Source organism: Tateyamaria omphalii (genome assembly GCF_019802125.1).
In the GTDB taxonomy this organism is placed as follows: domain Bacteria; phylum Pseudomonadota; class Alphaproteobacteria; order Rhodobacterales; family Rhodobacteraceae; genus Tateyamaria; species Tateyamaria omphalii_B.
Genome location: NZ_JAHVHT010000003.1, coordinates 146,172 through 171,932, shown reverse-complemented (window position 1 = coordinate 171,932; position 25,761 = coordinate 146,172). Strand labels below are relative to the sequence as shown.

Sequence of the window (25,761 nt, the reverse complement as noted above, 5' to 3'; positions counted from 1 at the left end):
CAAATCACCAGAGGCGCGACTGACGCAGGCGCTACCGCATCACGTGGTGCAGAACGGCAATCAAATCATCGTGTCGTTCCAGAACGGCCCTTTGAACATCTTCGACCCGCTGGGGTGTGAAATAGTGTTCTTGATCCAGAACATTCACCGTTCCGATGACCTGACCATCGACAACGGGAACATTGAGGGCGGACTGACAGCCAAGGCTTTCGATCAACGCATGATCCCCGAAGTAGACGGCGAATTCGGCAACCGTGTTCGCGACAAAGGTTTCGCCGCGCTCGATCACCATGTCGGTCCACGCGCCCTGAGACATGGGCTTGGTCCCAGAGACGGGATAGGCGTCGGGGTCCGACGTATAGATGCGCCGCGCAAGCCCGGCGCCTCGGTCGAGAACTGTTACGGTAAACAGACGCCCCCCGACAGCCTTGTGCAGATCGGCAAATAATGCATCGGGGGACAGGGTTTCGTTCATTCCTTCTCGACCAATCGGTAGAACACATAGTCGGATGTGGCGCCGTTCACGAAGCCCTGAACGTTGTCGCGCATGGCCACCTGCTTGATGGCCTGAAACATGATGACAAAGGGTGCTTCGGCCTGCGTCTCCTGCTGCAGTTCCAGATACATGGTCAAGCGCTTGTCAGCATCCTGTTCCGCCAGTGCCGCCATCGTCTTTTCGTTCATCTCTGCCGGTGGCATCCATGCATTCCGCCACGTTGTCGTCGAGGCGTACTTGTCGTCCGAGTTGTCCGCGTTGAACGCGAACGCCTTGGCGTTTGAATGCGGGTCCATGAAATCCGGGCCCCAGTACAGCATCATCGCCTCATGCGTGCGGGCGCGGTACTTCGTGATCACTTGGGCGCCTGTGCCGGGCACAATTTCCAGATTGATCCCGCCTTGGGCAAAGGACGCCTGCAACGCTTGTGCCATCTCGACGAAAGTCGGCGCAGAGATCACATCCATGGTCACGTTGATCGGTGTCTCCACCCCTGCATCCGCAAGGATTTGCTTGGCTTTTTCAGGATCGAAGCCAAAGGGTGTTTCGGTCAACGCACCCGGGAAACCGTCAGGCCAGAAGGCCTGGTGCACCTTCATCTGACCTTTGAGCATACCGTCGGCCATGCCCTCGTAGTCCACCAGATAGCGTGCTGCTTCCCAAACGGCAGGATCTGTCAGGCTCTCGGTTTTCTGGTTGAAAGACACCCAGTGGACCGCCGCTTGCGGATAGGTTTCAACACGAACGCCGTCCACGTCGGCAAGCCCTGCGATCTGACCTGGGTCCAGGTTTTTGGCCATATCGACGTCGCCGGCCTCAAGCTGAAGACGCTGTGTGGCCCCTTCAGGATTATGTTGGATCACAACCCGCTCCATGGCAGGAGCGCCTTGGTAGTAGTCGGCATTGGCATCAAGTGACAGGATGTCCGCCGGGCGATAGGTGCCAAGGCTGAAGGGTCCCGTCCCGGCCGAATTCCTGTTCATCCATGCGTGTCCCATGTCGCCGTCCACCTCGTTGGCCATGACGGTTGCCATGTCCACGATGGAGGCAGGTCGCGCAGCCAGAACGTTCAACACAAAGGACGGGGCAAAGTCACCCTCGTACTTCACGGTCACTGTATTGCCGTCCGCGGTTACCATGTCTTCGATGTTTTCGGGGGTCCAGCCGAGTTGGGTCAGGATGAATGCTGGCGCCTTGTCGAGTGACACCACGCGTGTCCACGATCCCACGACATCCTCACCCCGCAACGGGTTGCCGGAGTGGAACGTCACATCATCGCGCAGAGTGAAGGTGACCGTTTTCGCCGCGGCATCGACCTCCCAGTCGGTGGCGAGTGCAGGCGCCAGAACCGTTGTGTCCAAAGCATCATAACGTACCAAAGTGTCGTACGTATTGGCGACGTATTCGCCCGAGCTGAATTCGTAAGCCGACGCAGGGTCGATGGTCACGATGTCGTCGATATTCTGCGCTACGACCAACATATTGTTCGGCGTCTGGGCGTAGAGCGGCATCACGGCGATAAGACTGGCGGTGGCCGCTGCCAAGAGACTGTTCTTGAATTGATACATGAATTCCCCCTGTTGAATTGCGCCTCAGACCGACGCCTGAAGCAAGTGCTGTGAATATGGATGCGTAGCCTGCATCGCCCGCAAGGCTGCGACATTCATGATCTCGACGATCTCGCCGTCCTTCATCACGGCCAGCCGGTCACACATGTGACCAACAACACTGAGGTCGTGCGACACCATGAGGTAGGTCAGACCATGTTCCTGTCGCAGATCGGCAAGCAGGTTGAGAATCTCAGCCTGCACGGAAACATCCAGTGCCGAGGTCGGTTCGTCCAGCAGCAGAAGCTGCGGTTCCGGCGCCAATGCGCGTGCGATTGCCACCCGCTGGCGCTGCCCGCCCGACAATTGATGCGGATAGCGAAAGCGAAACTTCTGCCCCAATCCGACATCGTCCAAGAGGCGCACCACGCGGGCGTCAATGTCTTTGAACCCATGCAATTGCAGTGTCTCCCCCAGCACCGCATCGACGGAATGGCGCGGATGGAGGGATGCATAGGGGTCCTGAAACACCATCTGCACTTGCTTGTAGAAGGCACGCGGGCGCGTCCTTTCGATAGCACGACCGTCGACAGTGATCCGACCCGACCAGGTCGGAGCAAGACCTGTGATCGCACGGAGAATGGTCGACTTTCCGGACCCGCTTTCGCCGACAAGACCAAAGCTCTCTCCGGCCCCGACATCGAAGGAGGCCGCTTTGACCGCGTCCACGCGGTCCCTTCCCGTGCCGAACCACACGTTCAGTTTTTCAATGCTCAGCATGGTCATAAGCGGCCACTCACACTGGGCGTGTCGGACCAGGCCGGGTCGCGGGTCAGGACGTCCAAACGGTCGCGCGGCGTGTCGAGCCGTGGCAGGGAGTTCAGCAATCCGCGCGTATAGGGGTGCTGCGCATCATGCAGCTTGTCCGCGTCGCAGACTTCGACAATCCGGCCCGCATACATGATCAGGACCCGGTCGCAAAAGTCCGCTACAAGGTTGAGGTCATGGCTGATGAAGATCAGTCCCATGCCGCGCTCCTTGACCAGCTTGTCCATGATGTCGAGCACCTGGCGCTGTACAGACACGTCGAGAGCAGAGGTCGGTTCGTCCGCGATCAGGATTTCGGGGTTCGGGATCAGCATCATCGCGATCATGATCCGTTGCCCCATGCCCCCCGACATCTCGTGTGGATACGCGCGCATGACGCGCTCTGGATTGCGGATGGACACGGCCTCGAGCATCTCGAGCGCCTTGGTCCGCGCTTCGGATTTGGAAGCGGTGCTGTGCAGCCGGTACGCCTCGATGATCTGGTCCCCGATCGTCATCACCGGGTTGAGCGAGAACTTGGGGTCCTGCATGACCATCGAGATGCGTTCGCCCCGCACCTCGCGCATCGCCTTTTCGGACTTTTGCAGCAGGTCCACGCCGTCCAGATTGATATGATCTGCCTCGACCATGCCGGGGGGACGGATCAGGCGCAAGATGGCGCGCCCGGTCATCGACTTGCCAGACCCGCTTTCGCCAACAATGCCAAGCCGTTCGCGTCCCAGTGTGAACGAGACACCACGCACAGCATCAAAGATACCCTGCCGGGTCGGGAACTTGACCCATAGGTTTTCGATATCGAGAAGCGTATCCATCACTCACCTGCCTTGGGGTCGAGCACGTCGCGCAGGCCATCGCCCAGAAGGTTGAAGGCAAGCGACACTATGAAAATCGCAAGACCGGGCATGGTGGCGACCCACCAGTGGTCGAGGATGAAACGGCGCCCTTCGGAGATCATGGCACCCCACTCAGGGCTCGGCGGTTGTGCACCAAGGCCGAGGAAGCCGAGACCCGCGGCAGCGAGGATGATCCCGGCCATGTCGAGAGTGACGCGAACGATCAAAGACGAGATACAGAGAGGCCAGATATGCTTGGTGATGATCCTCAACCCCCCTGCCCCCTGCAGCTTGATGGCAGAGATGTAGTCTGATGACCGGATCGTCAGCGTCTCCGCCCGCGCGATACGGGCGTAAGGGGGCCAGGCGGTCAGCGAGATGGCGATGACGGCATTTTCGATGCCGGCCCCCAGTGCTGCGACAAAGGCCAGTGCCAGCACAAGGCGCGGGAAGGCAAGGAAGATGTCCGTGATCCGCATCAGCACGATGTCGACCCAACCGCCGACATATCCCGAAACGGTCCCGACCAGAAGGCCAACCACCGGGGCAATCAGGGCCACAAGCGCCACTATGTAAAGCGTGATCCGCGCGCCATAGATCAGGCGAGAGAGGATATCGCGGCCCAGGCTATCTGTGCCAAGAAGGTGCCCCTCTGACCCAAGCGGGGCCAACCGGTTGCCGAGGTTCTGCACGAACGGATCGTGCGGCGCCAGCAGCGGTGCAGCCATGGCGATCAACACGAGGGCCAACAGGATGCACAAGCCTACCATCGCCATCGTGTTGGATCGGAACGCAAGCCAGCCCTGATAGAGCGCCGACAGTTTGGCGTGTCGGCGTGATGTGGGTGTGTCGGTCAGCAGCCACTGCCGAAGGGTCCGTTCCGCCATCACTTCGCCCTCGGGTCAAAGACCTTGTAGAGCAGGTCGGATAGGATGTTGAGCAGGATAAAGATCAGCCCGACAACGACCGTGCCACCGAGGACGGCGTTCATGTCAGCGCTAAGAAGCGCGGTGGTGATGTAGCTTCCGATGCCCGGCCAGGAAAAGATGATCTCGGTCAGCACCGATCCTTCCAGCAGGTTGGCGTAGCTGAGCGCAATGACGGTAATCAATTGCACGCGGATATTCTTAAACGCGTGTTTCCAGATCACATCCCATTCGGACATGCCCTTGACCCGCGCCGTGGTGATGTATTCCGCACTCAGCTGCTCCAGCATGAACGACCGCGTCATCCGGCTGATGTAAGCGAGCGAGAAATACCCCAGCAAGGACGCAGGCAGGATGATGTGACTGAAGGCGTTCTTGAAAACGTCCCAATTGCCGTCCAGCGCTGCATCCACAAGGATCATTCCAGTCACGCTGGGCACCACATCGACATAGAATATGCCAACGCGACCAGGCCCGCCGACCCAACCGAGGATGCCGTAGAAAATGAGCAAACCCATCAGGCCCAACCAGAAAATCGGCATGGAATATCCGACCAGCGCCAACACGCGGGCAACCTGGTCTATCCATGATCCCTTGCGCGCAGCGGCAATCACGCCAAGCGGCACGCCGATCACGATCCCGATAACAATGCCCAAAGTTGCAAGCTCGAGCGTTGCAGGGAAAACGCGCGCAATGTCTTCGGACACAGGCCTGGCGTTCAACAGCGATGTGCCGAAATCGAGGTGCAGCACGTCCCAGATGTAGTAGCCGAATTGGACGACCAGCGGTTTGTCGAGCCCCAGTTCCAGAAACACCGCATCGTAGGTCGATTGCGATGCACGCTCGCCCACGATGGCAAGGACGGGGTCAATCGGCATCACGCGACCGATGATGAACGTCACGAACAAAAGCCCCAACATCGTCATCGCAATAGAGCCGATGGTCAGGGCGGTCGTCTTAATCCAGGGAGGAAGGGACGCGCGTTCGCGCCCCTTCCCACTGCCTTCGGTAAGGGCCATTTACTTTGTGACCTGCCAGTACGCGGCAGAAGTAACGGCCTGACCGGTCGACCAGTCGATCACGTTGTCCCGCAGAGCCGATTGTTCGATTTGCTGGAACATGATGACAAATGGCGAGGTTTCGCGGAACTCTGCCTGTATGTCTTGATACATCTGGATGCGCATATCGCGGTCATTCTCGACCACCGCGGCGTCAACCTTTTCCGTCAAACCACCCGTGTCCCAGCTGTTGCGCCAGGCCAGAAGACCGGTGGCGTTGGCTGCGTCGGAGTTGTCGGGGTTATAAGCAAACGTGCCTGCATTCGTTTGCGGATCAGGATAGTCCGGGCCCCAGGCACCGAGATAGACATCGAGCTCGCGCGCACGGTAACGCGCAAGGATCTGCTTGGCTGTGCCGACCGTTATGTTGACCTTGATCCCGGCCTGGGCGGCTGCATTCTGAAAGCTCTGGCCGATCTCGATCCGCTCCTGGGCTTCGCGCACCCCGATTTCAATCTCGAGGTCTTCGACACCCGCGGCCGCCAGCAGTTCCTTGGCCTTCTCAATATTGTAGGAGAACGGGTTTTCCTCGGACGCGCCCAGATAGGTCGCAGGCAGGAAGTTCTGGTGGATCGTGTACTGCCCCTTCAGGAAGCTGTCGCGCATACCCTCGTAATCGATCAGGTATTTGAAGGCCTGCCGCACTTCGGGTTTGGACAGTTCGGGGTGCTTCTGGTTCAGGGCGATGTACATCAGACGGCCCTTGAGCTCGTCCTCGATCTTCACACCCTCGGCTTGCGATGCACCCGCGATATCCTCGGGGTTGAGGTTGCGTGCGATGTCGACATCACCGCGCTCCAGCAACAGCCGCTGCGAAGCGCTTTCGATGACGTGGCGCACGATAACGCGCTCCATCGCGGGCGCACCGCCATAGTAGTCAGGGTTGGACGACAGCGTAACGCTTTCATTTGGCTTCCAGCTGTCCAACTTGTAGGGGCCTGAACCCGCCGAGTTGGTCTTGAGCCACTCGTTGCCCATGTCGCCATCGACCTCATTGGCCATGACGGTTTCCTTGTCGACAATGGCGCCGATGGTCGCCGTCAGACAGTTGAGCACAAAGGACGTCGCATAGCGCTTGTCAGTCGTGATCATCAGTTTGCCGCCTTCGGCGCGGATCGTCTCGGTCGCGTTTTCGGCTGTGAAACCGAACTGGGTCAGGATGAAGGCAGGCGTCTTGTTCAGGATCACCGCGCGTTGCAGCGAGAATGCAGCGTCTTCAGCTGTCACCGGATTGCCCGAGTGGAACGTCACCCCCTCGCGCATGGTGAAGGTGATGGTCTTACCGTCCTCGGAGACTTCCCAGCTTGTGGCGAGGTCAGGTTTGTATCCGGCGGCCAGATCGTTGGGATCAAGGCTGACCAGACGGCCATAGACGTTGCGGCTGATGTCTGAACCAGCAAATTCAAAGCTCTCGGCCGGGTCAATTGTTGTGATGTCGTCGATCCGATGTGCGATCACCAGCATGTTCGCCGGTGTCTCTGCCACAGCGGCAAAGGATGTCATGCTGACGGCAAGGCCGATAGCGGCGCCAGACAGCAATCGTGCAAAGGTATTCATTTTGGTCTGTTCCTCTGTTGTCAAAAAATAGTTGGTTTTATGCCCGGGTTATCCACCCCAGGTTTTTTCCAAGACCCTAAGCCAGTTTCCCTGGCAGAGTTTCGTCATAAGTGCGTCGTCATAGCCGTGCTGGCGCATGGTCGCCCGCAATTTTGGCAGCCCGGCACTGGAAGTAAGCGGTTCAGGCACAATCGCGCCGTCGTAGTCCGAGCCAAAACCGACGCAATCCTCACCGAGCGTCTCGATCAAGTGGTCCAGATGACGGACCATCTGCTCCAACGGGACGTCGGGGAGCATCTTGCCGTCCGTGCGCAGGAACGCCACGGCAAAGTTCAACCCCACCATACCACCACTTTCGGCAATCGCCGCAAGCTGCTTGTCCGTCAGGTTCCGCGAATGGGGGCAAATGGCGTGTACATTGGAGTGGGTAGCCACAAGCGGCTTGTCCGAATGCCTTGCCACATCCCAGAAGCCAGCTTCGTTCAAATGCGAAAGATCGACCATGATGCCCAACTGATTGCATCGCCGGATCAATCGCAGGCCGTGATCCGTCAGACCCGGACCCGTGTCAGGCGTGCTCGGAAAGCGGAAAGGCACGCCATGTCCAAATATAGTGGGGCGGCTCCAGACCGGGCCGATCGAGCGAAGGCCAGCCTGATACAGAACGTCAAGCGTATCGAGCTCGGGATCAATCGCTTCCGCTCCTTCAATATGAAAGATCGCAGCGATTTTTCCCGAGGCAAGGCAAGCGCGAATGTCCGCGGCAGAGCGGCAGACTGTCAGCGCGCCCTGTTCCTCCAGTTCGAACAAGATGGCGGCCTGCGACATCACAACTGGAAAAGCATCTTCCCAAGCGATGGGGTCAGGCAACGGCAAATCATACTTGTCCCTGGTCATCTCCTCGAACTTGTCGTCGACATCCATCGGAGACGGTACGAAGACCGCAAAAAAGCCGCCGCCAAAGCCGCCAACCTGGGCCGAGGGCAAGGTAATCGCGCCGTCACCGCCGGTCAGAAAGCCGTCGGAAACGGATGATCGCCCTGCCCGGAAGAGCTTCAGCAAAACGTCGTTGTGACCGTCGAAAATGGCTGGCTGGGTCGAAAGCCCCATGAAGTTGTCCTGAAAATAGCGGAAGCCTGTCCACTGTACGTCATAAATTCTCATGGGCTATGATTATGTATATGATAATACTTCATAGACTGATGACCTTATTGCAGAGACTTTGATGGCTGGACGGACCTGGCACAGTTTGCCCGAGTACGAGGCGCTCCGGGCGCTGATGGAAAGCGGCACCACGTCAAAGGCGGCGCTTCGATTGGGACTGTCACAATCGGCCATCAGCCGGTCCATTTCGTCATTGGAAGCGCGGCTTGGACGCATACTCTTTGAGCGTGACGGAGGACGTTTGCGCCCGACATTCGAGGCGACACAGCTCAACCGAAGACTCGATCCCTTGTTCGAAGCATTGGATCGTATCGATGGGCCAATAGAACCAACCCAGGAAACCCTGCGGCTGACTGCGCCGCCAACATATGCGCATCGGTTCTTGGTCGGTCACGTGGCAACCTTTCTGCAAGCAAACCCACATTTCTTCGTAAGCTTGGAAGTCACATCATCTGAAGATGTCATCAGGCGTATTCAGGATGACAGGTCGGATCTTGGCGTGTCGGGCATCGACCTGACCCGTGAAGGGATAAAGCTGACACCATACCGACACTCTGAAGCCGCGTGCGCGATGCCCAAGGGACATCCGTTGACGCAATTGGAAACAATTGAGCCCAAGGATTTGCATGACCAGCCCTTGATTGCGCTCAGCCGTCGGCATTCCAGACGCGCGCAACTTGAAAAGGTGCTGACAACCAGCCGGAGCATTCCGAGGATCGTGGCCGAGGCCTCTACGTCATTTGCGGCGGTCGACCTTGCACAGACAGGGCTTGGCGTCACTGTGATCAACCCGTTTCCCGTTGCACAATACCGCGCCGGGGACGTGGAGTTTCGAAGATTTGCCTCTCCTATCGAATACCGAACCTATTTTGTCACCTCCGATCACAAGCCGACACCAGCCATAGCGCGCGCGTTTATTCGGCATCTCAGACTTCACACGACGCGGACGCCTTTCACGGAACCTACCTGAAACCTATTGCGACATGATCCGCGTGTTCGGAGCCAGCATGCGGGCCGCCATTTCATTTGGCTTGGCTGCTGTGACCCCGTCCAGCAGCGCGTCTGCACCCACACCTTTGTTCGGTAGGTAGAGTGCACAGACTTCGACCTTGGCGCCGCTTTCCATGATGTTTTGCATCAGTCCCTGCGGGCTCACGCCGCGCGGCTCTTGCGGCGCGGTTGCCGAAGCGGGCGCTTCCTTAAGGGCAAGATCACCGGCAGGGCCGCACAGCAATACATGTGCGTTAGATCCCTGCTGGATCGACTGCATGGTCAATACCATGCTCATCAGTTGGGTCTGCGGTTCGTCCGACGATAGAATGGTAACGAGGGTCGGCACATCTTCGGCAAGTGCTGGCGCAGCCAGCCCAAGTGCAGAGGCAAATGCAAACACGGCCTTTTTCATCAGTTTCTTCTCCTGAGTGGTGGTCTTGCGCGGGCTTGGAGTATCTCGTTTCACTGCTCGCCCCCCAGATCCACGGTGCGCAGGTAGGATCGGGTGGTCTCAAAACCCTGAGGAAACTTCACCAAGGCCTCTTCGTCCGACAGTGACGGCGGAATGATTGCGCGGTCACCCGGACGCCAATCGGCTGGCAGGGCCACGCCCTTGGCATCCCCCGTCTGCAAGGCATCAATGACACGCAGCACTTCATCAAAGTTGCGCCCGACGCTCATCGGATAGGTCATCGACAGGCGAAGCTTCTTGTCAGGGTCGATGATGAATACGGAGCGAACGGCCGCATTTTGCGCCTCTCCGGGGTGGATCATCTCGTAGAGCTTTGCGATCCTGAACTCCGGATCAGCGACAATGGGAAACCGAAGTGTCGTATTCTGGGTGTCGTTGACGTCTTCGATCCACTTCAGGTGTTCTTCAACACCATCTGTGCTCAGGCCAATCGGCTTCATACCGCGTTGCACGAAGTCTTCCGCCAACTGCGCGGTCCGGCCCATCTCGGTTGTGCAAACAGGGGTGAAATCAGCCGGATGACTGAAGAAGAATACCCAATCCGTGCCAATCCAGTCGTGAAAGGAAATCGGACCGGTCGTGGTGTCCGCCTTGAAGTCGGGAACGGTGTCGCCAAGCAGAAGTGTCATGCAGCTCTCCTTCGGATGTGCCAACTTCAGCTAAGATGATCCCGTGGGCAGTTCAGTGACATTGTCACCCAACCTCAAAAAAGATATATTCAGCATGTAATTTTAAATCCGGGTCGTCATTTGAAACTGAAATCCTATACGAATTTCGCTCTGCGATCCTTGCAACTGGCGGCGCTGAAAACCCCGGATCTGATCCGTGTTGACGACGTTGTACGGGTGCATGGTCTTGCGCGCCCTCATATCGTGAAGATCGTGCATGAACTGGGTTTGGCAGGATATGTGGTCACCCATCGTGGCCGACATGGCGGTTTTCGCCTGGCAAGGCCTGCCGAAGACATCATTATCGGCGATGTTGTCCGCTTGACCGAGGGGCCGCTGACCGTTGTCGAATGTTTCAACCCGGACAGCAACACCTGCCCCCTCATCGGCATATGCAAGTTGTCCCGAGCCCTTCGAGAGGCGACACAGGCATTCATGGCGGTGCTCGACGACCTTACACTGGCCGACATAGCTTCCAACCGAAGCGATCTGTTGGCGCGTATCGCACCATTGGAAGAGGGTATTGTCGCACCGGTACGCAAAGCACGATGATCGGGGACTGGACAGAACGTTTCCAGGGCACTGCCCAGCTGCCCCGCGCGGTCCGCGACAGGTTGCTCAAGGTTGCCCGCATAACTCACATGGCAGAAGGGACGCAGGTCTTTGGCCCACTGAATGTGCCGGACAGCCTTTTCTTTCTATACGAAGGACGTATCCGCGTCGTTCAACGCTCTGACGTCGGGCGAGACATTGTACTCTATCGTGTGGATGCAGGCGAAAGCTGCGTTCTCACAACAGCTTGCATGCTGGCGGAAGAAGCATACAACGCCGAGGGCATAGCAGAGACGGACATCACCGCGATAGCGCTGCCTAAAGCAGCGTTTGATCGTCTCGTGGCCGAAGAAGATGCATTTCGCGCGTTTGTCTTTGCTGCATATTCCCGGCGTTTGATTGATCTGCTGCGCGTCGTTGATGATGTTGCTTTTGGACAGATGGATGTGCGGCTGGCGGCGCGTCTTCTTGCGCTCGCCGGTGACTTCAAAGAGGTCTCCGCAACGCACCAGCATCTGGCAAGTGAGCTTGGCACCGCACGTGAAGTCGTCAGCCGCATTTTGCAGGACTTCCAGAAACGGGAGTTGATCGCGCAGTCCCGCGGCCGCATAGCCCTGCTCGACAAACCCGCGCTCCGCGATATTGCCGCGGCCGATTAGCATTCAAGTTTTTGCATGTTGGGTGACAATGTCACTGAAGGCGTGGGACCAAAGTTATATCTGTTCTCCAAGTCATTGGATGGGAGAACAAGATGGCTGCCAATGCCGGAACCCGTGATTGCACTCATTGCGCCGTGATGGCCTTCGTGACGTACACGATCTCAGACCGTGAAAACGGCAAGGAGTAGGGTGATGGAAACAGAGTTCACACCCTTTGCCTCGTTTGGTGGCGGTCTGATGATCGGTCTTGGCGCCGTTCTCCTGATGCTTGGCCTCGGGCGCATCTTCGGGGCGACGGGCATTCTGTCAGGCACGATTTTCGCAGAAGCCCGGGAGGAGATGTCATGGCGGCTGGCCGTCGTCCTTGGCATGGTGCTCTCTCCCATCCTGATCTTTGCTGTGACCGGAGCGATGCCAGCGCTCACCGTTCCCGTAAGCCCGGCCATGATTGTCGTTGGTGGCGTTATCGTCGGATTCGGTGCGAGCCTGGGGTCCGGCTGCACATCCGGCCATGGGGTTTGTGGCCTTTCGCGCCTGTCGGTCCGTTCGCTTGTTGCCGTGCCCACCTTCATGCTGACAGCCGCGATCACCGTCTTCGTGATCCGCCACGCCCTGGGAGCCTGATATGAAGCATCTATTTGCCCTTCTGACCGGTTTGGTGTTTGGCACAGGCATTGCCCTGTCCGGGATGATGGACCCGGCCAAAGTGCTGAACTTCTTTGACTTGGCCGGTACCTGGGACCCCAGCTTGGCGTTCGTCATGGGTGGTGCCTTGATCGTCACTTTCATCGGATACCGGCTGGTGTGGCGCCGAAAGGCGCCGTTGTTCGAAGCGCGATTTCAGGTCCCTACCACAAGCAATATTGACGCCAGACTGGTCGGAGGCTCGGCCCTGTTCGGTGTCGGTTGGGGCATCGCAGGCTTCTGCCCGGGCGCGGCCATCCCGGCGCTTGGCACCGGCCGGTGGGAAGTTGCCCTGTTTTTGGTGTCCGTCACGGGCGGTTTCTACCTGCGTCGCCTTTGGCATGGCGACCCGGCAAAGGCCACATCCTGATCCGAGTACCTTGGAGGAGAAAAGCCATGACTTACCCCGTCAACATGTCCGTCAAACCTGACGTGCAAGCGTTCTTTGACGAGACCACGAATACGATCAGCTACATCGTCAAAGATCCGACATCGAGTGCTTGTGCCATCGTTGATAGCGTGATGGACATAGATTACGCCGCCGGGCGGATCACATACGAACATGCCGATACCTTGATCCAACAGATCGAAACCCGGGGTTTGACGCTGGAATGGATCATCGAAACCCATGTCCATGCCGACCACCTGAGCGCGGCCCCATACATTCAGCAAAAGCTGGGCGGTCAGATCGGCATCGGATCGAAGATCATGGTGGTGCAGGACACGTTCGGAAAAGTCTTCAACGAAGGCACCGAATTCCAGCGCGACGGCTCTCAGTTCGATGCGCTTTTCGAGGATGGTGACACCTACACAATCGGCAATATGCAGGCTTTTGCCATGTATACGCCGGGACATACCCCCGCCTGCATGGTCCATGTCATGGGCAACGCGGCATTCACCGGCGACACCCTGTTTATGCCCGATGGCGGTTCTGCCCGGGCCGATTTCCCGGGCGGTGATGCCGGTGTTCTTTACGACAGCATCCAGAAGGTTCTGAGCTTGCCCGACGATATGCGCCTGTTCATGTGCCACGACTACGGACCGAACGGCCGCGACATTGCCTGGGAGACGACCGTTGGCGAGGAGAAGGCACACAACATCCATGTGGGCGGCGGCAAGTCAAAGGACGACTTCGTCAAGTTCCGAACCGAGCGGGACGCCCAATTGGCGATGCCCAAACTGATCATTCCTTCTTTGCAGGTGAACATGCGCGCAGGCGAGGTGCCGACCGACAAGGACGGCAAGCCAATGCTCAAAGTGCCCGTAAACGGTCTTTGAGGTCGGGCAGATGGATATCAGGAGAATTACAGAAAAGACGTCCGTCAGCCCTCAGATCACGGCGCAGGATCTGCCAGCGATCAGGGAAGCCGGATTTCGAGCCATCATATGCAACCGCCCGGATGGCGAAGGCGCTGATCAGCCCAGCTTTGAAGAGATTGATGCGGCTGCGCAGGCCATGGACATCAAGACGGCCTACGTACCGGTGCAAACCGGCATGGTGAAGGATGCGGATGTCGCTGCTTTTGGCGCCGCACTTGACGACGTGCCGCGCCCAGTGCTCGCCTATTGTCGGACCGGTACACGCTCTGCCACCTTGTGGTCCTTTCACGAGAGCAAGAAGCGCCCGATACCCGAGATTCTCGCCGCCACGAAAGCCGCCGGATATGATATGAACGGTGTTGCCAGGCGGATTGCCAATGGCGGCAAAACTCCGACGGACATGGGCGATGCAAAGTACGACGTCGTGATCGTTGGCGGCGGGGCCGGAGGCGTGGCCGTTGCCGCCAGTCTGCAGGCTCGAACATCGAACGTGTCGATCGCGATCATCGACCCGGCTGACATCCACTACTATCAACCCGGTTGGACGATGGTCGGCGGCGGTATCTTTGAAGCCAGTCAAACCGCCAAGACAATGGGGTCCCTCATTCCGCGCGGGGTGAGGTGGATCCAAGCTGCCGTGGCTGCGTTCGAGCCTGCAGACAATGCGGTGATCCTGGATGGGTGCCGTGTGGTGAAGTACGACCGGCTGGTCGTCTGCCCCGGTCTAAAACTGGATTGGGAAGCGGTTGAAGGTCTGGAAGACACGCTGGGCCGCAATGGCGTGACGTCGAACTACCGATACGACCTTGCCCCCTATACCTGGCAGCTCGTGCAAGAGCTGAAGGAAGGTCGTGCGATCTTCACCCAGCCGCCGATGCCGATCAAATGCGCAGGCGCGCCGCAAAAAGCGATGTACCTGTCTGGTGATGCGTGGGTCCGCAACGGTCGCCTGAAGGACATCGACATACAGTTCATGAATGCGGGTGGCGTGTTGTTCGGCGTAAAGGATTACGTGCCTGCGCTTGAACGATACGTCGACAAGTACGACGCGACGCTCAACTTCTTTCACAACCTGGTCTCGGTGGATGGCGTTGCGAAAACAGCGACGTTCAGGATCGCCAAGCCGGACACAGAACCTGAGAGCACAACCGTCGACTTCGACATGCTGCATGTCTGCCCACCGCAGGTTGCTCCGGATTTCATCCGGGTCTCTCCCCTGGCCGATGCCGCCGGCTGGGTCGATGTGGATCAGGCAACGCTGCGCCATGCAAGCCATGACAACATCTGGAGCCTTGGCGACGTCATGAACGCGCCCAACGCCAAGACCGCAGCGGCCGCGCGCAAACAGGCACCAACGGTGGCCGAGAACATCGTAGCCGACATCTCCGGCCGCTCACCCACCGCAGCCTATGACGGCTATGGTTCGTGTCCCCTGACCGTGGAGCGCGGCAAGATCGTTCTGGCCGAATTTGGCTATGGTGGTGTTCTGAAGCCGAGTTTCCCGGCGGCGATGCTGGATGGCACCAAGCCCACGCGCCTCGCGTGGTTTCTCAAGGAGCGTATGCTGCCGCCGATCTATTGGAAAGCAATGCTCAAGGGGAAGGAATGGATGGCCAAACCGGAAAAACTGAAGGTCGCGGCTGAATAGACCGCTTATCAATAATGTGCATGGCACTGTTTTTTCACGCCTTGCGATCGGACGGGCGCAAGAACGAACAGGAGAGCCCGTCCTTTTTTGTTCGGAATAGATGATGATTGACAGCCTGCGCCGCTACATGCCCGTGCTTGATTGGGGCCGAACCTACAACCGTGAAGCGTTTTCCAGTGACATGATCGCAGCCGTGATCGTGACGATCATGCTGATCCCGCAAAGTCTTGCCTATGCCATGTTGGCCGGCCTTCCGCCCGAAGCGGGCCTTTACGCGTCAATTGCACCGATCCTGCTCTATGCGATTTTCGGAACGAGCCGCGCACTCGCGGTTGGCCCGGTGGCCGTGGTGTCACTTTTGACCGCGTCCGCAATCGGACAGGTCGCGGAACAAGGAACAGCGGGCTATGCCGCTGCTGCCCTGACACTGGCCTCTTTGTCGGGCGCCATTCTATTGCTGATGGGCGTCTTCCGGTTGGGTTTCCTGGCCAATTTCCTCAGCCACCCTGTCATCGCGGGCTTTGTCGCTGCGTCGGGCATTCTGATCGCCACAAGCCAACTGAAGCACATTCTGGGTGTGCCAGCGCACGGACACACCCTGCCTGAAATGCTGGCGTCGCTATTTTTACACCTGAGCGATACAAACTTGATCACCCTTGCCATAGGCTTGGCCGCAACTTCTTTTCTCCTTTGGGTGCGCAACGGCTTGCGGCAAACGCTGATGCGTTTAGGCATCCGCCCAAAAGTTGCAGATGTCGCCATCAAGGTTGGGCCGGTGGCTGCAGTTGTGGCGACCACAGTTGGCGTGTGGGCGTTTGACCTTGCCGATCAAGGCGTCAAGATCGTGGGGACGGTTCCAAGGAGCCTGCCACCACTGACCCTGCCCAACTTTGAACTTGAACTGGTCAGCGCGCTATTGATGCCGGCACTCCTGATCTCGATCATCGGGTTCGTGGAATCCGTGTCCGTTGCGCAAACGCTTGCTGCCAAAAAACGTCAGCGCATCGACCCGGATCAGGAACTGATCGGGCTCGGTGCGGCCAACCTCGGCGCCGCCTTTACGGGTGGCTATCCGGTCACCGGCGGTTTTGCGCGTTCGGTCGTCAATTCTGACGCAGGGGCCGAAACACCGGCTGCCGGTGCGTATACCGCTATCGGCTTGGCTGTGGCAGCCGTAGCTTTGACGCCATTGGTGTACTACCTCCCAACCGCCACGCTGGCGGCGACGATCATCGTGGCGGTGCTGTCGCTTGTGGATGTTTCGATCCTCAGAAGGACTTGGGCATACAGTCGCGCGGACTTCATTGCGGTGACCGCCACAATCCTGTTGACGCTGGGCCTTGGCGTAGAAGTGGGTGTTGCCTCCGGCGTGGCGATATCCGTGCTGCTGCACCTCCACAAGACGTCGCGCCCTCATGTGGCCGAGGTCGGTCGGGTGCCCGGCACCGAACACTTTCGGAACATACATCGTCACTCAGTTGAAACCGATCCGGCGTTGGTCAGCTTGCGTGTGGATGAGAGCCTGTTTTTCGTGAACGCCCGTTTTCTGGAGGATCTGATCCAGACACGTGTCACCGAAGGGTCCGAGGTCAGAAACGTTGTCTTGATGTGTTCGGCGATAAACGAAATCGACTATTCGGCACTGGAATGCTTCGAAGCCATCAACCATCGTCTAAAGGACATGCGCGTGGGCTTGCATTTGTCTGAGGTCAAAGGCCCGGTTATGGATCGCCTCAAACGGTCACATTTCATCACGAACCTAAACGGACGGGTCTTCCTGTCTCAGTTCGACGCCTGGACGCAGCTTTCAAGGTCGCCAGATGGGCATGGTACCAAATAGACAGACGTTCGATTTCGCAGGAACAAAATGAACCGGTTCACGCGGCGCCCGCGGGTACAATCGCGATAACCTAGGGCGGTGGCTACCGCCTTGCATCAAGACCGATGACATTCATGGCTCGCAATGCCCCGTCACTGATCTGCCGAAACACCTCGTGCGATTGAAACCCTTTGTTGCCACCTCAATCCTGCTTGCTCCTGCCCAAGGTGTGCGATCGTACTTCATTCTTTTGGCGCGCGTATCTCACCCGCGACCGCTGAACTAGGCGGCGCGCGGGGTGGGCTTGACCGTTGATTGCTTGCGTTCTTGCCTCAAACGCTGCGCTGCCATGCCCGGTTCGTAGCCCAGGCCAGCAACGTAGCGATAGAAGATCGGTGTCAGGAACAGTGTAAACACGGTTGCAAAGCCCAGCCCGCCAATGATCACCCATCCGACGGCAATGCGCGCCTCGGCACCCGCACCTGACGTCAGGATCAAAGGCAACCCGCCAAACACCGTCGAAACCATTGTCATCATGACCGGGCGGATACGCAGCCGCAACGCATCGCGGATGGCGCTGTCAATATCCTGCCCCGCCGCGCGCAGTTGGTTGGCAAACTCGACGATCAGGATGCCATTTTTCGACATCACGCCAATCAACATGACCAACCCGATCTGACTGTAGTAGTTCAAAGAGCCCCCCGTCAGAGACATCGCCAGCAAAGCTGCTGCCAGACCGAATGGCACGGTCAAAAGGATGACAACGGCACTTACAAAACTCTCAAACTGCGCGGACAACACCAGAAACACGACCAGCAAGGCGGTGGCAAAGATCAGGTAGATGGTTGACTGGCTCTCTATGAGTGTTGCCGCCTCGCCGGTATAAACGATCGAGTATCCATCTGGCAGCGTGTCGGCTGCAATCCCTTCAAGCACAGTCATCGCAGCGCCAAGATCAACGCCATCACCGAGATTTGCCTGCACCGAAACGGACAATGCACCGCCCTGGCGTTCGATCTCGGACGGGCTGACGATGTGTTCAAGCGTGGCAAGAGCAGAGAGAGGCACATATTGGCCATCATCCATGCGCATGAACAACGCCTCGAGGTCCGATGGATCGTCGATGGGTGGTCCGCCGGGGTACAGTGTGACGTCGGTTTCGGAGTCGTTCTGGAACACACTGACCGCAACCTCGCCTTGCACGAAGGCGCTTATGGTCTCGGTGATGTCAGCCTCACTGAGCCCGAACAGAGCTGCCATATCGTCATCGACCCGCAGTTCGAGTTGGGCTTGCACGGATACGTTGCTGAGTTGCGGATTGACGAAAGCAGGCTCCTCTTCCATCGCGGCGATCAACTGATCGGCGGCGGTGGTGATGTCCGCCAGGTTCCGCCCGGTGACAGCAAAGGTGAGCCCGCGTCCTGCGCCGCGTATGTTCAGACTGTTGGGCGAGCGGGTCGACACCTGCACACCTGGCACGGCCGCAAATGCTTCGCTGACCTCGGCAGAAATGTCCTGTTGCGTGTGTTGGCGGTCAGCCCAGTCAGGCAGTCGGGCAATGATGAATGCATTCGTTCCACCACCAACGCCAACGATGCTGAGAACATTGGTGATGTCGCCCGCTTCGCGGTAGGGAGTGAGTATGTCCTCGATCTGAATCACCTGAGTTTCAAGGTACTCCGTCGACGTGTCGCTGGCGCCCCTTGCCTGGATCAGGAACACGCCGCGATCCTCGGTTGGCGTGATTTCCGAGGTCAGTGTCCCGGCCGCCCCCGCAGCGATGATGGCAAAGCCGGTGGCCACTGCCAAAACAATCACAGGTGTGCGAAGCGACCAGTCAATTACCGAATCAAAGGTGCGTGCTAGCGGGCCCGGCCGCGTTGAAGCAGATGTGCCTGCTTCCTCGAACGCTTTCGTTTTGCCGGGATCGAAAATGGACGCAAGAACGGGTGCCAGGGTCAACGCCGTAATGGAGGATAGTGTCACGCAAAAGGCCAGCACAAAGCCGAATTCTGAAAACACACCGCCCGCCTGCCCCGGCAGGAAAGAGATGGGAATGAACACGGCGGCGAGCGTGGCCGTGGTGGACACAACGGCAAAGAACACCTCATTTGTGCCTGCTGCTGCAGCCGCTGCCCGGCCCATTCCGGATTTACGCTTGCGCACGATATTCTCGACCACCACGATAGCATCATCGACCACCATGCCGGTTGCCAACACGAAGGCCAGCAGGCTGATCGTATTGACCGAAAACCCGACCAGCCATATGGCACCGACTGCGCCAACAAGCGCGAACGGGATCGTCACTGCCGGGATCAGAGTGGCACGGGGCGAACGCAGAAATGCAAAAATCACGGCAATCACGATGAGCGTTGCCAGCAAGATCGACTTGGTTACTTCGGTCATCGACCCTTCGATGAAAACCCCGTCATCGGTCGTGATGAACAGCGAGACCCCTTCCGGCAGGCCGGCACGCAATTCTTCGACCGCGGCGCGTACGTCGCGCGATATGGTCAGAGTGTTGCCCTCCGACTGACGTGTGATTTCGAGCCCGACACCGGTTTGTCCATTCACGCGGACAAATACATCGCTGTCCTCCGCGGTCTTTTGGACAAAGGCGACATCCGCCACGCGCGTGGTGTCATTGACAGGGATGTTGGCGATGGCGTCGACCGTCACCTCCGGATTGCCAACCCGCAGCGCGAGGGTCTGGTTTTCGGCGTCCAAAGATCCCAGCGGCGTGTCATCGCGCAGGTTCCCCAGCGCATCAGCCACGTCAAAGACAGTCAGGCCGCGGCTCAGAAGAGATGGAACGTTTAGTGTGATCCGAAATTCGTCGGCCCGGTCGCCACGTAGCGTCACCTCGGCGATGCCGTCGATCAATGACAAACGGTCATAGATCTGCCCCTCGGCGAGTTGGGTCAATTCGTCGAGCGTCGCATCGCCCTGAAGCGCCAGCCTGATAATCGCGTCCGACGTGGTATCGCTTTTTGACACCACTGGATCCTCGATATCATCGGGCAATTGGCGCACGGTATCCGAGACGATCTCTCGGGCTTCGCTTGCAGCAATGTCGATGTTTGTGCCATCGGACAAATCGAGTGTGATGCGGCTTACCCCAGCAGATGAACTGGCCTCGATATACGCGACGCCATCAAGTGCACTCAGCGCGTCCTCCAGGACCTGTGTGATCTCCGTATCGACGGTAGAGGGCACAGCGCCTTCAAGCTCGGTGCGCACGGAGAGCACTGGCTGGTCCACATCAGGCATCTCGCGCACATCAACGTTGAAGAGAGCCGCCAAGCCAGCAATCAGGATCAGAAGGTTCAGGACAATGCCCAAGATGGGCCGCGAGACAAACAGATCTGCAATTCCCTTTCGGCCGATCCGGTGCAACCTGCTGTCGCTCATGCCGGGTCCTCTTCGCGCCGGTTCTCATTTGGAGTCTCTTGCGCTGCCTGGTCCGCAGTTCTGGTCTCAGCCTGCGGTTCAGGCGCATCCGCCGGGCGCTGCCGCACACTGGCAGATGGTGCCTCATCCCTGGGGTCCGCTGCACGTGTCGGCGGCGATCCAGGGCCGTCTGTCGCGCGTACGGTTGCGCCATCACGCAGCTTTTGCGCGCCCTCGGTTACGATCCGGGCACCTGCCGCAAGATCGGTATCAAGCCAGACATTGTCGCCCTGCCGGTAGAGAATGGTGACCGGTACGCGCGACGCCGTTCCGTTCTGCACGCTCCAGATCCCGGCGCCATCCCGGGTCCACGTGATGGCGGTCACCGGGACGGTGGGCAGGGGATCGGTCCGATCCTCCAAGCGAATTGAAAACGTCATGCCAGGCCAGAGCCTGCGGTCGCTGTTGCCGATCAACGCCTGCACCGTGACACTGCGCGTGACACTGTCGAGGCGACTGTCGTATGCAACAATCTGGCCGTCAAAGACCTCACCCACATAAGCCGGAGTGCTTGCACGTATTGCGCGTCCCACCTCCAGCAAACCGATGGCACGCTCCGGCAATTCAAACTCGATGAGCAACTCATCGAGGGCGTCGATGCTGACAAGCACGTCACCTTCGTTGACCCGGTCGCCAATATCCAGCGTGCTGAGCCCCACCTGCCCTGCAATGGCGGCCCGCACCGCGCGCTCATCCAGAGCAACACGCGCAAGGTTCAGCGCCCCTTCTGCAAGACGGACGGCAATTTCAGCATCGGCGATATCGACCGCGGACACCGCAGAGCTGTTTGCCAGACTGCGATAGCGCTGCAATGCCTGTGACGCCTGATCCAGTTCAGCCTGCGCGATTTCGACATTCAGTTGTTCCGTCCTGTCATCGAGCTGAAACAGGATGTCACCGACCTCTACCCGGTCATTGGGGATGGCGCTCACCTTGGTGATTGTCCCCGACACGTCCGCTGTCACATCTACACTGCGGGCTGCGACAGTACTGCCTATGGCGCGCAAATTGTGTTCGTAGACGGAGGTTTCCAGTTCTTGCATTGCGACGATGGTTGCGCTTGAGCGCCCTGGTCGCCCTTCGCGGCGGGGCCGACCCTCCGGCGCGGTCCGCACCTGCTGCCGCTCGGTGCTTTCGCCGCCGGGTTGTTCCGACTGCTCTTGTGGCATCAGCGAAAGAATGGCTGCTGGCGCGCCAAAAGTCGCCACATAGGTTCCACCGATAATGCCAAAAGCAAGAATGAGGGTGATCGTCGTTTTCATAGCCGCCTAAACCCAGTGCATATCTTTGTAGTTGCACGACGGCGCAGGCGAATTCCGTCGCTCTTTTTTGCATTTTTCAGGTCGCCGCGCGATTTCGGCCTTTTAACGGTGCCGATCAGAGCTGTCGGCACGTTGAGAGTTGCCCCCCGCAAGCGCCTTGGCCGGTGGCTGTCCCCCCAACGCATCGCGCAAATCAAATGCAAGATCGGCCAACTGATCCGCATTGTCTGAGCCAATCGCGTTCTCAATGATCTTGTCGACGTTGCGCCATGCTGCGTGAACATCCGATAGGAGCGCCTTACCCTTTTCTGTCAGGCGAAGCGTATTGGTACGCCGTTCGTCCGGGTCGACCTCGCGCAGGATGTAGCCGCCCTGCACCAGCCGTTGCGTCATGGTGCTCATGCTGGCCGGAGACACGTTGAACGCGCGCGCGAGCTCAACCTGACTGCAGGTGCCCACCCGACCCAGTGCATTCAAAACGCGCGCTTGCCGAGGCCTGAGACCCAATGGTTCAAGCTCGATCCGCAAATGCTGCTCGATGAGGTCGGCAGAATGCAGCAATGCGTGCAGTTTATGGCCTTTACGTAACATACAAACAGTTCGTATCCTAACTTTGATTCGAACGCAATCGTTTCACGTATCGGAGGGCTTGCGAATGATGTTTTCCAAGGTCTGGCGTCCGCAGTTGGCGCTGCTCTGCTGTTTTGTGGTCGGCGTTGCGACCACCGCTGGCGCCCATGAAAAACTGCACCAGATCGAGACCTTCCTGTCTGGTGCACAAATTGTGTCTGGCCCGTCAGAAGTTGACTGCACCCTTGCCGGCGGCACGACAGCGACATGCTTCAGCGTGACCGTGATACCGGAGCCTCAAAGCTACACACCCGGTCCGTGGTGCCCTCGATCCATCAACGATACCGCGGCGCAGGGCGGCATCTGGCTCGAAAACGGCGTAGTGCATGACGTGGACGGGGCCTTCGTCACCAAGCTGGCGGAGCTTTACGGCGACACGAATTGGCAACTCTTTGATCCTGAGACAGGTGATGTGCGTTTTACCGGCACGCTGGAAGCCTGCGAAGCAGCGGCGCGGCCAAATGTCGACCCAGCCTACCAGAACCACTGTGTCGAGTGCTTGCCGGAATACATGCCGGATGACGCAACGCTGACTTTTGTCATTCCACTGACACCGACGGAGCCGACGGATCAGGCACCGACCGACATCTCTGGCAGCGGGATAGCGCTGAATGGCGTGCGCTTGGACGCCCCAGCGCCAGTCGAGGCAATCCTTGGAGCCTATACAATTGCACCCTTTGATGATTGCGGCGGACATGTGAACCCGCATGTCGGGTATCACTATCACGCTGTCACCGACTGCCTGTCCGAAATTGCGACGCCAACTGATGCCGATCATGGAGCCCAGATCGGAATCGCAATGGATGGTTATCCTATCTTCGAAAGGCTGTTGCCGGATGGCTCGGAGCCTGTCGGCCTTGACGCCTGCCGTGGGCATACCGACGCATCGGCCGCATACCATTATCACGCCAATGATGCGGGTTCGAATGCCATCCTACCGTGCTTGAGCGCCGAAGCAGGCTGCGTACTCACAGATCCAGACGGAGTGTGTGACGCAAGCGCGCCACCGCGTCGGCGGCCATAAAGGAAGGGATCGCAATGTCCGAAACCAACAACTATGGCGCCATGTCGCGCTTGAACCATTGGGTTCTCGCCCTGGCCATGATCGGAATGCTTGGGTTTGGCCTGTACCTTGAATACAGCGGACTGCCACGTGAAGAGAAACGCCCCCTGGTGGGCATCCATCGATCTCTTGGCGTTCTGGTCCTCATCCTGGGTCTTTGGCGCGTCGGGTGGCGCCTGTTCCGCGGCTTTCCAGGCGCAGTCGGAAACATGCCTGCCTGGCAGGAACGTGCAGCAAGAACCGCGCACTGGGTGCTTTTGGCGGGCATACTGCTGATGCCCGCATCAGGCGTTGCCTTTACCGTGTTTCGCGGCAATGCGCTTTCGGTGTTTGGCTGGTTCGAGATTCCGGCGCAGGCGGAGATACCTTGGATTGTTTCCTCGGCATCCTTTGTTCACACCTATTTGGGTCACGCCTTGGCATTTATCGTGGTCTTGCACATCGCGGCTGCTCTCAAACACCACTTCGTTGATCGCGACCTGACACTGCGCCGAATGACATCCGGAAAATGATCTCCGCACACCTCTGCCGCACGTGCACCCCAGATAGGGACCACCCGAAGATGAAAACGACCTTTGCAGCCGCTATGTCGGCAACATTTCTGGCCATCCCAGCGGTCGCGGAGGAGCCACAGGTTCAATCGCCTTCGCCTATCATATACTTGGCCGACAACCTGGACGAAGTAGACGGCCTGGGCTGGTGCATTGATACCTTGGGACGAGGGTTCTCGGAGCAAATTCAGGCGCATTCCTGCAAGCCGCAGGGGGGTGACACGCAATTCCGATATGACACCGACACCGGTGCCCTGCAGTCCGTCGAATTCGATGGCAAGTGCATGACACTCAGTGCGCCGGAAAGTGACACCGTCCCGTTTGGACTGCTTGATTGTGAACCTGGCACGGACAGCCAATCCTTTGAGTACGACGCCTTGTCAAAGGAATTTCGCCTCACCACGGATCCGTCGCAATGCGTTGTTGTCGCCGAGGACAGCCGGACAGCGGGCCCATTCATGTCGCGCGATTTGACCGTGAAACCATGCGCCACCGTCGATGCATCACTCAAACGATGGGTGATCCGAAACTGAAGCCCTCGCGTTCAAATCCGCACGGGCCAGTCCCGATCGCGACGCCGCACATTCAAACCACAGGGAGAAAGATGATGAACGACCAAACCCCGCCCGAACGACTGACTGCGGCAGATTTTGATCAGGAGCTGCTGGATCTCTATGACTACTACGCGCATGGCAAGATCACCAAGCGCGAGTTTCTTGACCGCGCAGGAAAGTGGGCTGTCGGCGGCCTGACAGCCGCTGCCATTCTCGGAACGCTCGCCCCGAACTATGCGTTGGCGCAGCAGGTTGCAGAGGATGACCCAGACATCGCGGGCGAAGACATTGTCTATCCCAGCCCGAACGGGACGGGTGACATCAGCGCCTATCTCGTGCGCCCAGCTGAGATTGATCCGGATCGCCCCCCTGCCGCCGTGCTGGTGGTGCACGAGAACCGGGGTTTGAACCCGTATATCCGAGACGTCGTGCGTCGTCTTGGGAAAGCAGGTTTTGTCGCGATGGGTCCGGATGGGCTGTCCTCATTGGGTGGATATCCTGGTAGCGACGACGAAGGGCGCGAGATGCAAAGAACACTTGATCAGGAGGCGTTGCTCAACGATTTCTTTGCTGGATTCGAGTATCTTCAGGGGCTTGACGGAACCAATGGCAAAGTAGGCGCAACTGGCTTCTGTTATGGCGGTGGCGTGGTGAACAAGCTTGCTGTTGCCTACCCGGAGATGGGTGCGGGCGTCCCGTTCTACGGTGCGTCGCCTGACAGCACGCAGGTTCCGCAGATCGAGGCGCCCTTGATGATCCAACTGGCCGCGCTGGATCAACGGATCAATGCGATGTGGCCCGATTATCAGAAGGCGCTGGAGGAAAACGACAAGCGCTACGAGGCCCATATCTATCCGGGTGTGAATCACGGCTTCCACAACGACACGACGCCGCGCTACGACGAAGCTGCGGCTGCCCTTGCCGAGGAGCGCATGGTGGCGTGGTTCAGGACATACCTGGCGTGATAGCGCGGGCCCGGTGCATTGTCTGCGACACGCATTCAGAGCACCGGGTCATTTCGCTACCA

At 58.6% G+C, this 25,761-nt stretch carries 25 protein-coding genes; 12 read left to right on the top strand and 13 right to left on the bottom strand.

The genetic code is table 11. From position 1 onward, the window contains the following. Positions 1–31 precede the first annotated feature (31 nt). From KUV51_RS13265 to KUV51_RS13230, 8 genes are read right to left on the bottom strand one after another with little or no spacing between them, the layout of a single operon-like run. Complete coding sequence (locus KUV51_RS13265) at positions 32–475, bottom strand: GAF domain-containing protein (RefSeq protein WP_222522120.1); 444 nt, start codon at positions 473–475, stop codon at positions 32–34. After that, complete coding sequence (locus tag KUV51_RS13260) at positions 472–2,064, bottom strand: ABC transporter substrate-binding protein (RefSeq protein ID WP_222522119.1); 1,593 nt, start codon at positions 2,062–2,064, stop codon at positions 472–474. The genes KUV51_RS13265 and KUV51_RS13260 overlap by 4 nt, the downstream gene beginning before the upstream one ends. A 24-nt stretch (positions 2,065–2,088) precedes the next feature. Then, positions 2,089–2,829: an ABC transporter ATP-binding protein gene (locus tag KUV51_RS13255; protein ID WP_222522118.1), complete on the bottom strand. Its 741-nt coding sequence runs from the start codon at positions 2,827–2,829 to the stop codon at positions 2,089–2,091. Beyond that, the gene (locus KUV51_RS13250) at positions 2,826–3,683 is read right to left on the bottom strand and encodes an ABC transporter ATP-binding protein (protein WP_222522117.1); all 858 of its coding nucleotides are present in this window, start codon (positions 3,681–3,683) and stop codon (positions 2,826–2,828) included. The genes KUV51_RS13255 and KUV51_RS13250 overlap by 4 nt, the downstream gene beginning before the upstream one ends. Beyond that, the gene (gene nikC, locus KUV51_RS13245; RefSeq protein WP_222522116.1) at positions 3,683–4,591 is read right to left on the bottom strand and encodes a nickel transporter permease; all 909 of its coding nucleotides are present in this window, start codon (positions 4,589–4,591) and stop codon (positions 3,683–3,685) included. The genes KUV51_RS13250 and nikC overlap by 1 nt, the downstream gene beginning before the upstream one ends. Beyond that, complete coding sequence (locus KUV51_RS13240) at positions 4,591–5,649, bottom strand: ABC transporter permease (protein ID WP_222522115.1); 1,059 nt, start codon at positions 5,647–5,649, stop codon at positions 4,591–4,593. The genes nikC and KUV51_RS13240 overlap by 1 nt, the downstream gene beginning before the upstream one ends. Then, on the bottom strand, positions 5,650–7,245 hold the full coding sequence (locus KUV51_RS13235; protein ID WP_222522114.1) for an ABC transporter substrate-binding protein: 1,596 nt from the start codon (positions 7,243–7,245) through the stop codon (positions 5,650–5,652). Positions 7,246–7,293: 48 nt separating this feature from the next. Further along, entirely contained in the window at positions 7,294–8,355 is a 1,062-nt protein-coding gene (locus tag KUV51_RS13230; RefSeq protein WP_222522413.1) for a dipeptidase, read from the bottom strand. A 115-nt stretch (positions 8,356–8,470) separates the two neighbouring features. Between KUV51_RS13230 and KUV51_RS13225 the strand changes: the two genes are divergently transcribed. Beyond that, entirely contained in the window at positions 8,471–9,379 is a 909-nt protein-coding gene (locus KUV51_RS13225) for a LysR family transcriptional regulator (protein ID WP_222522113.1), read from the top strand. 3 nt (positions 9,380–9,382) lie between these two features. Here the strand turns inward: KUV51_RS13225 and KUV51_RS13220 are convergent, their stop codons facing one another. Together KUV51_RS13220 and KUV51_RS13215 are read right to left on the bottom strand one after the other, a co-directional pair. Then, positions 9,383–9,814, bottom strand: coding sequence for a hypothetical protein (locus tag KUV51_RS13220; protein WP_222522412.1), 432 nt, complete (start codon positions 9,812–9,814; stop codon positions 9,383–9,385). Positions 9,815–9,864: 50 nt separating this feature from the next. After that, the gene (locus KUV51_RS13215; protein WP_222522112.1) at positions 9,865–10,503 is read right to left on the bottom strand and encodes a peroxiredoxin; all 639 of its coding nucleotides are present in this window, start codon (positions 10,501–10,503) and stop codon (positions 9,865–9,867) included. Positions 10,504–10,623: 120 nt separating this feature from the next. Here KUV51_RS13215 and KUV51_RS13210 point away from each other — a divergent pair, with 120 nt between their 5' ends. From KUV51_RS13210 to KUV51_RS13180, 7 genes are all read left to right on the top strand, one after another. Further along, entirely contained in the window at positions 10,624–11,094 is a 471-nt protein-coding gene (locus KUV51_RS13210; protein ID WP_222522111.1) for an Rrf2 family transcriptional regulator, read from the top strand. Next, positions 11,091–11,753, top strand: coding sequence for a Crp/Fnr family transcriptional regulator (locus KUV51_RS13205; RefSeq protein ID WP_222522110.1), 663 nt, complete (start codon positions 11,091–11,093; stop codon positions 11,751–11,753). The genes KUV51_RS13210 and KUV51_RS13205 overlap by 4 nt, the downstream gene beginning before the upstream one ends. Before the next feature lie 192 nt (positions 11,754–11,945). Beyond that, positions 11,946–12,377: a YeeE/YedE family protein gene (locus KUV51_RS13200; protein ID WP_222522109.1), complete on the top strand. Its 432-nt coding sequence runs from the start codon at positions 11,946–11,948 to the stop codon at positions 12,375–12,377. A gap of 1 nt (position 12,378) precedes the next feature. Then, complete coding sequence (locus KUV51_RS13195) at positions 12,379–12,807, top strand: DUF6691 family protein (protein WP_222522108.1); 429 nt, start codon at positions 12,379–12,381, stop codon at positions 12,805–12,807. Positions 12,808–12,833: 26 nt separating this feature from the next. Continuing rightward, entirely contained in the window at positions 12,834–13,715 is an 882-nt protein-coding gene (locus tag KUV51_RS13190; RefSeq protein WP_222522107.1) for an MBL fold metallo-hydrolase, read from the top strand. Positions 13,716–13,725: 10 nt separating this feature from the next. Further along, positions 13,726–15,405, top strand: coding sequence for a bifunctional protein tyrosine phosphatase family protein/NAD(P)/FAD-dependent oxidoreductase (locus KUV51_RS13185; RefSeq protein WP_222522106.1), 1,680 nt, complete (start codon positions 13,726–13,728; stop codon positions 15,403–15,405). A 103-nt stretch (positions 15,406–15,508) separates the two neighbouring features. After that, the gene (locus tag KUV51_RS13180; RefSeq protein ID WP_222522411.1) at positions 15,509–17,245 is read left to right on the top strand and encodes a SulP family inorganic anion transporter; all 1,737 of its coding nucleotides are present in this window, start codon (positions 15,509–15,511) and stop codon (positions 17,243–17,245) included. Positions 17,246–17,506: 261 nt separating this feature from the next. Here the strand turns inward: KUV51_RS13180 and KUV51_RS13175 are convergent, their stop codons facing one another. The 3 genes from KUV51_RS13175 to KUV51_RS13165 all read right to left on the bottom strand — a co-directional run bounded on the left by KUV51_RS13175 (position 17,507) and on the right by KUV51_RS13165 (position 22,527). Beyond that, on the bottom strand, positions 17,507–20,635 hold the full coding sequence (locus tag KUV51_RS13175) for an efflux RND transporter permease subunit (RefSeq protein WP_222522105.1): 3,129 nt from the start codon (positions 20,633–20,635) through the stop codon (positions 17,507–17,509). Beyond that, positions 20,632–21,936: an efflux RND transporter periplasmic adaptor subunit gene (locus KUV51_RS13170; RefSeq protein ID WP_222522104.1), complete on the bottom strand. Its 1,305-nt coding sequence runs from the start codon at positions 21,934–21,936 to the stop codon at positions 20,632–20,634. The genes KUV51_RS13175 and KUV51_RS13170 overlap by 4 nt, the downstream gene beginning before the upstream one ends. A gap of 102 nt (positions 21,937–22,038) precedes the next feature. After that, positions 22,039–22,527 carry a MarR family winged helix-turn-helix transcriptional regulator gene (locus KUV51_RS13165; protein WP_261385843.1) on the bottom strand — a complete coding sequence of 163 codons (489 nt, stop codon included), beginning with the start codon at positions 22,525–22,527 and terminating at the stop codon, positions 22,039–22,041. Between the two features lie 64 nt (positions 22,528–22,591). Between KUV51_RS13165 and KUV51_RS13160 the strand changes: the two genes are divergently transcribed. From KUV51_RS13160 to yghX, 4 genes are all read left to right on the top strand, one after another. Next, entirely contained in the window at positions 22,592–23,590 is a 999-nt protein-coding gene (locus KUV51_RS13160; protein ID WP_222522102.1) for a YHYH protein, read from the top strand. Positions 23,591–23,604: 14 nt separating this feature from the next. Then, the gene (locus KUV51_RS13155; protein ID WP_222522101.1) at positions 23,605–24,141 is read left to right on the top strand and encodes a cytochrome b; all 537 of its coding nucleotides are present in this window, start codon (positions 23,605–23,607) and stop codon (positions 24,139–24,141) included. A 50-nt stretch (positions 24,142–24,191) separates the two neighbouring features. Then, entirely contained in the window at positions 24,192–24,713 is a 522-nt protein-coding gene (locus KUV51_RS13150) for a ricin-type beta-trefoil lectin domain protein (protein WP_222522100.1), read from the top strand. A 74-nt stretch (positions 24,714–24,787) separates the two neighbouring features. Continuing rightward, positions 24,788–25,699, top strand: a complete 912-nt coding sequence (gene yghX, locus KUV51_RS13145; protein WP_222522099.1) for a YghX family hydrolase — start codon at positions 24,788–24,790, stop codon at positions 25,697–25,699. The last annotated feature ends 62 nt before the right edge of the window (positions 25,700–25,761 follow it).

Excerpts from the sequence above, each read along its gene's own strand:
- KUV51_RS13265 (WP_222522120.1), bottom strand. The coding sequence starts at position 475 with ATGAACGAAACCCTGTCCCCCGATGCATTATTTGCCGATCTGCACAAG.
- KUV51_RS13260 (WP_222522119.1), bottom strand. The coding sequence starts at position 2,064 with ATGTATCAATTCAAGAACAGTCTCTTGGCAGCGGCCACCGCCAGTCTT.
- KUV51_RS13255 (WP_222522118.1), bottom strand. The coding sequence starts at position 2,829 with ATGACCATGCTGAGCATTGAAAAACTGAACGTGTGGTTCGGCACGGGA.
- KUV51_RS13250 (WP_222522117.1), bottom strand. The coding sequence starts at position 3,683 with ATGGATACGCTTCTCGATATCGAAAACCTATGGGTCAAGTTCCCGACC.
- nikC (WP_222522116.1), bottom strand. The coding sequence starts at position 4,591 with ATGGCGGAACGGACCCTTCGGCAGTGGCTGCTGACCGACACACCCACA.
- KUV51_RS13240 (WP_222522115.1), bottom strand. The coding sequence starts at position 5,649 with ATGGCCCTTACCGAAGGCAGTGGGAAGGGGCGCGAACGCGCGTCCCTT.
- KUV51_RS13235 (WP_222522114.1), bottom strand. The coding sequence starts at position 7,245 with ATGAATACCTTTGCACGATTGCTGTCTGGCGCCGCTATCGGCCTTGCC.
- KUV51_RS13230 (WP_222522413.1), bottom strand. The coding sequence starts at position 8,355 with ATGGGGCTTTCGACCCAGCCAGCCATTTTCGACGGTCACAACGACGTT.
- KUV51_RS13225 (WP_222522113.1), top strand. The coding sequence starts at position 8,471 with ATGGCTGGACGGACCTGGCACAGTTTGCCCGAGTACGAGGCGCTCCGG.
- KUV51_RS13220 (WP_222522412.1), bottom strand. The coding sequence starts at position 9,814 with ATGAAAAAGGCCGTGTTTGCATTTGCCTCTGCACTTGGGCTGGCTGCG.
- KUV51_RS13215 (WP_222522112.1), bottom strand. The coding sequence starts at position 10,503 with ATGACACTTCTGCTTGGCGACACCGTTCCCGACTTCAAGGCGGACACC.
- KUV51_RS13205 (WP_222522110.1), top strand. The coding sequence starts at position 11,091 with ATGATCGGGGACTGGACAGAACGTTTCCAGGGCACTGCCCAGCTGCCC.
- KUV51_RS13200 (WP_222522109.1), top strand. The coding sequence starts at position 11,946 with ATGGAAACAGAGTTCACACCCTTTGCCTCGTTTGGTGGCGGTCTGATG.
- KUV51_RS13195 (WP_222522108.1), top strand. The coding sequence starts at position 12,379 with ATGAAGCATCTATTTGCCCTTCTGACCGGTTTGGTGTTTGGCACAGGC.
- KUV51_RS13190 (WP_222522107.1), top strand. The coding sequence starts at position 12,834 with ATGACTTACCCCGTCAACATGTCCGTCAAACCTGACGTGCAAGCGTTC.
- KUV51_RS13185 (WP_222522106.1), top strand. The coding sequence starts at position 13,726 with ATGGATATCAGGAGAATTACAGAAAAGACGTCCGTCAGCCCTCAGATC.
- KUV51_RS13180 (WP_222522411.1), top strand. The coding sequence starts at position 15,509 with ATGATTGACAGCCTGCGCCGCTACATGCCCGTGCTTGATTGGGGCCGA.
- KUV51_RS13175 (WP_222522105.1), bottom strand. The coding sequence starts at position 20,635 with ATGAGCGACAGCAGGTTGCACCGGATCGGCCGAAAGGGAATTGCAGAT.
- KUV51_RS13170 (WP_222522104.1), bottom strand. The coding sequence starts at position 21,936 with ATGAAAACGACGATCACCCTCATTCTTGCTTTTGGCATTATCGGTGGA.
- KUV51_RS13165 (WP_261385843.1), bottom strand. The coding sequence starts at position 22,527 with ATGTTACGTAAAGGCCATAAACTGCACGCATTGCTGCATTCTGCCGAC.
- KUV51_RS13160 (WP_222522102.1), top strand. The coding sequence starts at position 22,592 with ATGATGTTTTCCAAGGTCTGGCGTCCGCAGTTGGCGCTGCTCTGCTGT.
- KUV51_RS13155 (WP_222522101.1), top strand. The coding sequence starts at position 23,605 with ATGTCCGAAACCAACAACTATGGCGCCATGTCGCGCTTGAACCATTGG.
- KUV51_RS13150 (WP_222522100.1), top strand. The coding sequence starts at position 24,192 with ATGAAAACGACCTTTGCAGCCGCTATGTCGGCAACATTTCTGGCCATC.
- yghX (WP_222522099.1), top strand. The coding sequence starts at position 24,788 with ATGAACGACCAAACCCCGCCCGAACGACTGACTGCGGCAGATTTTGAT.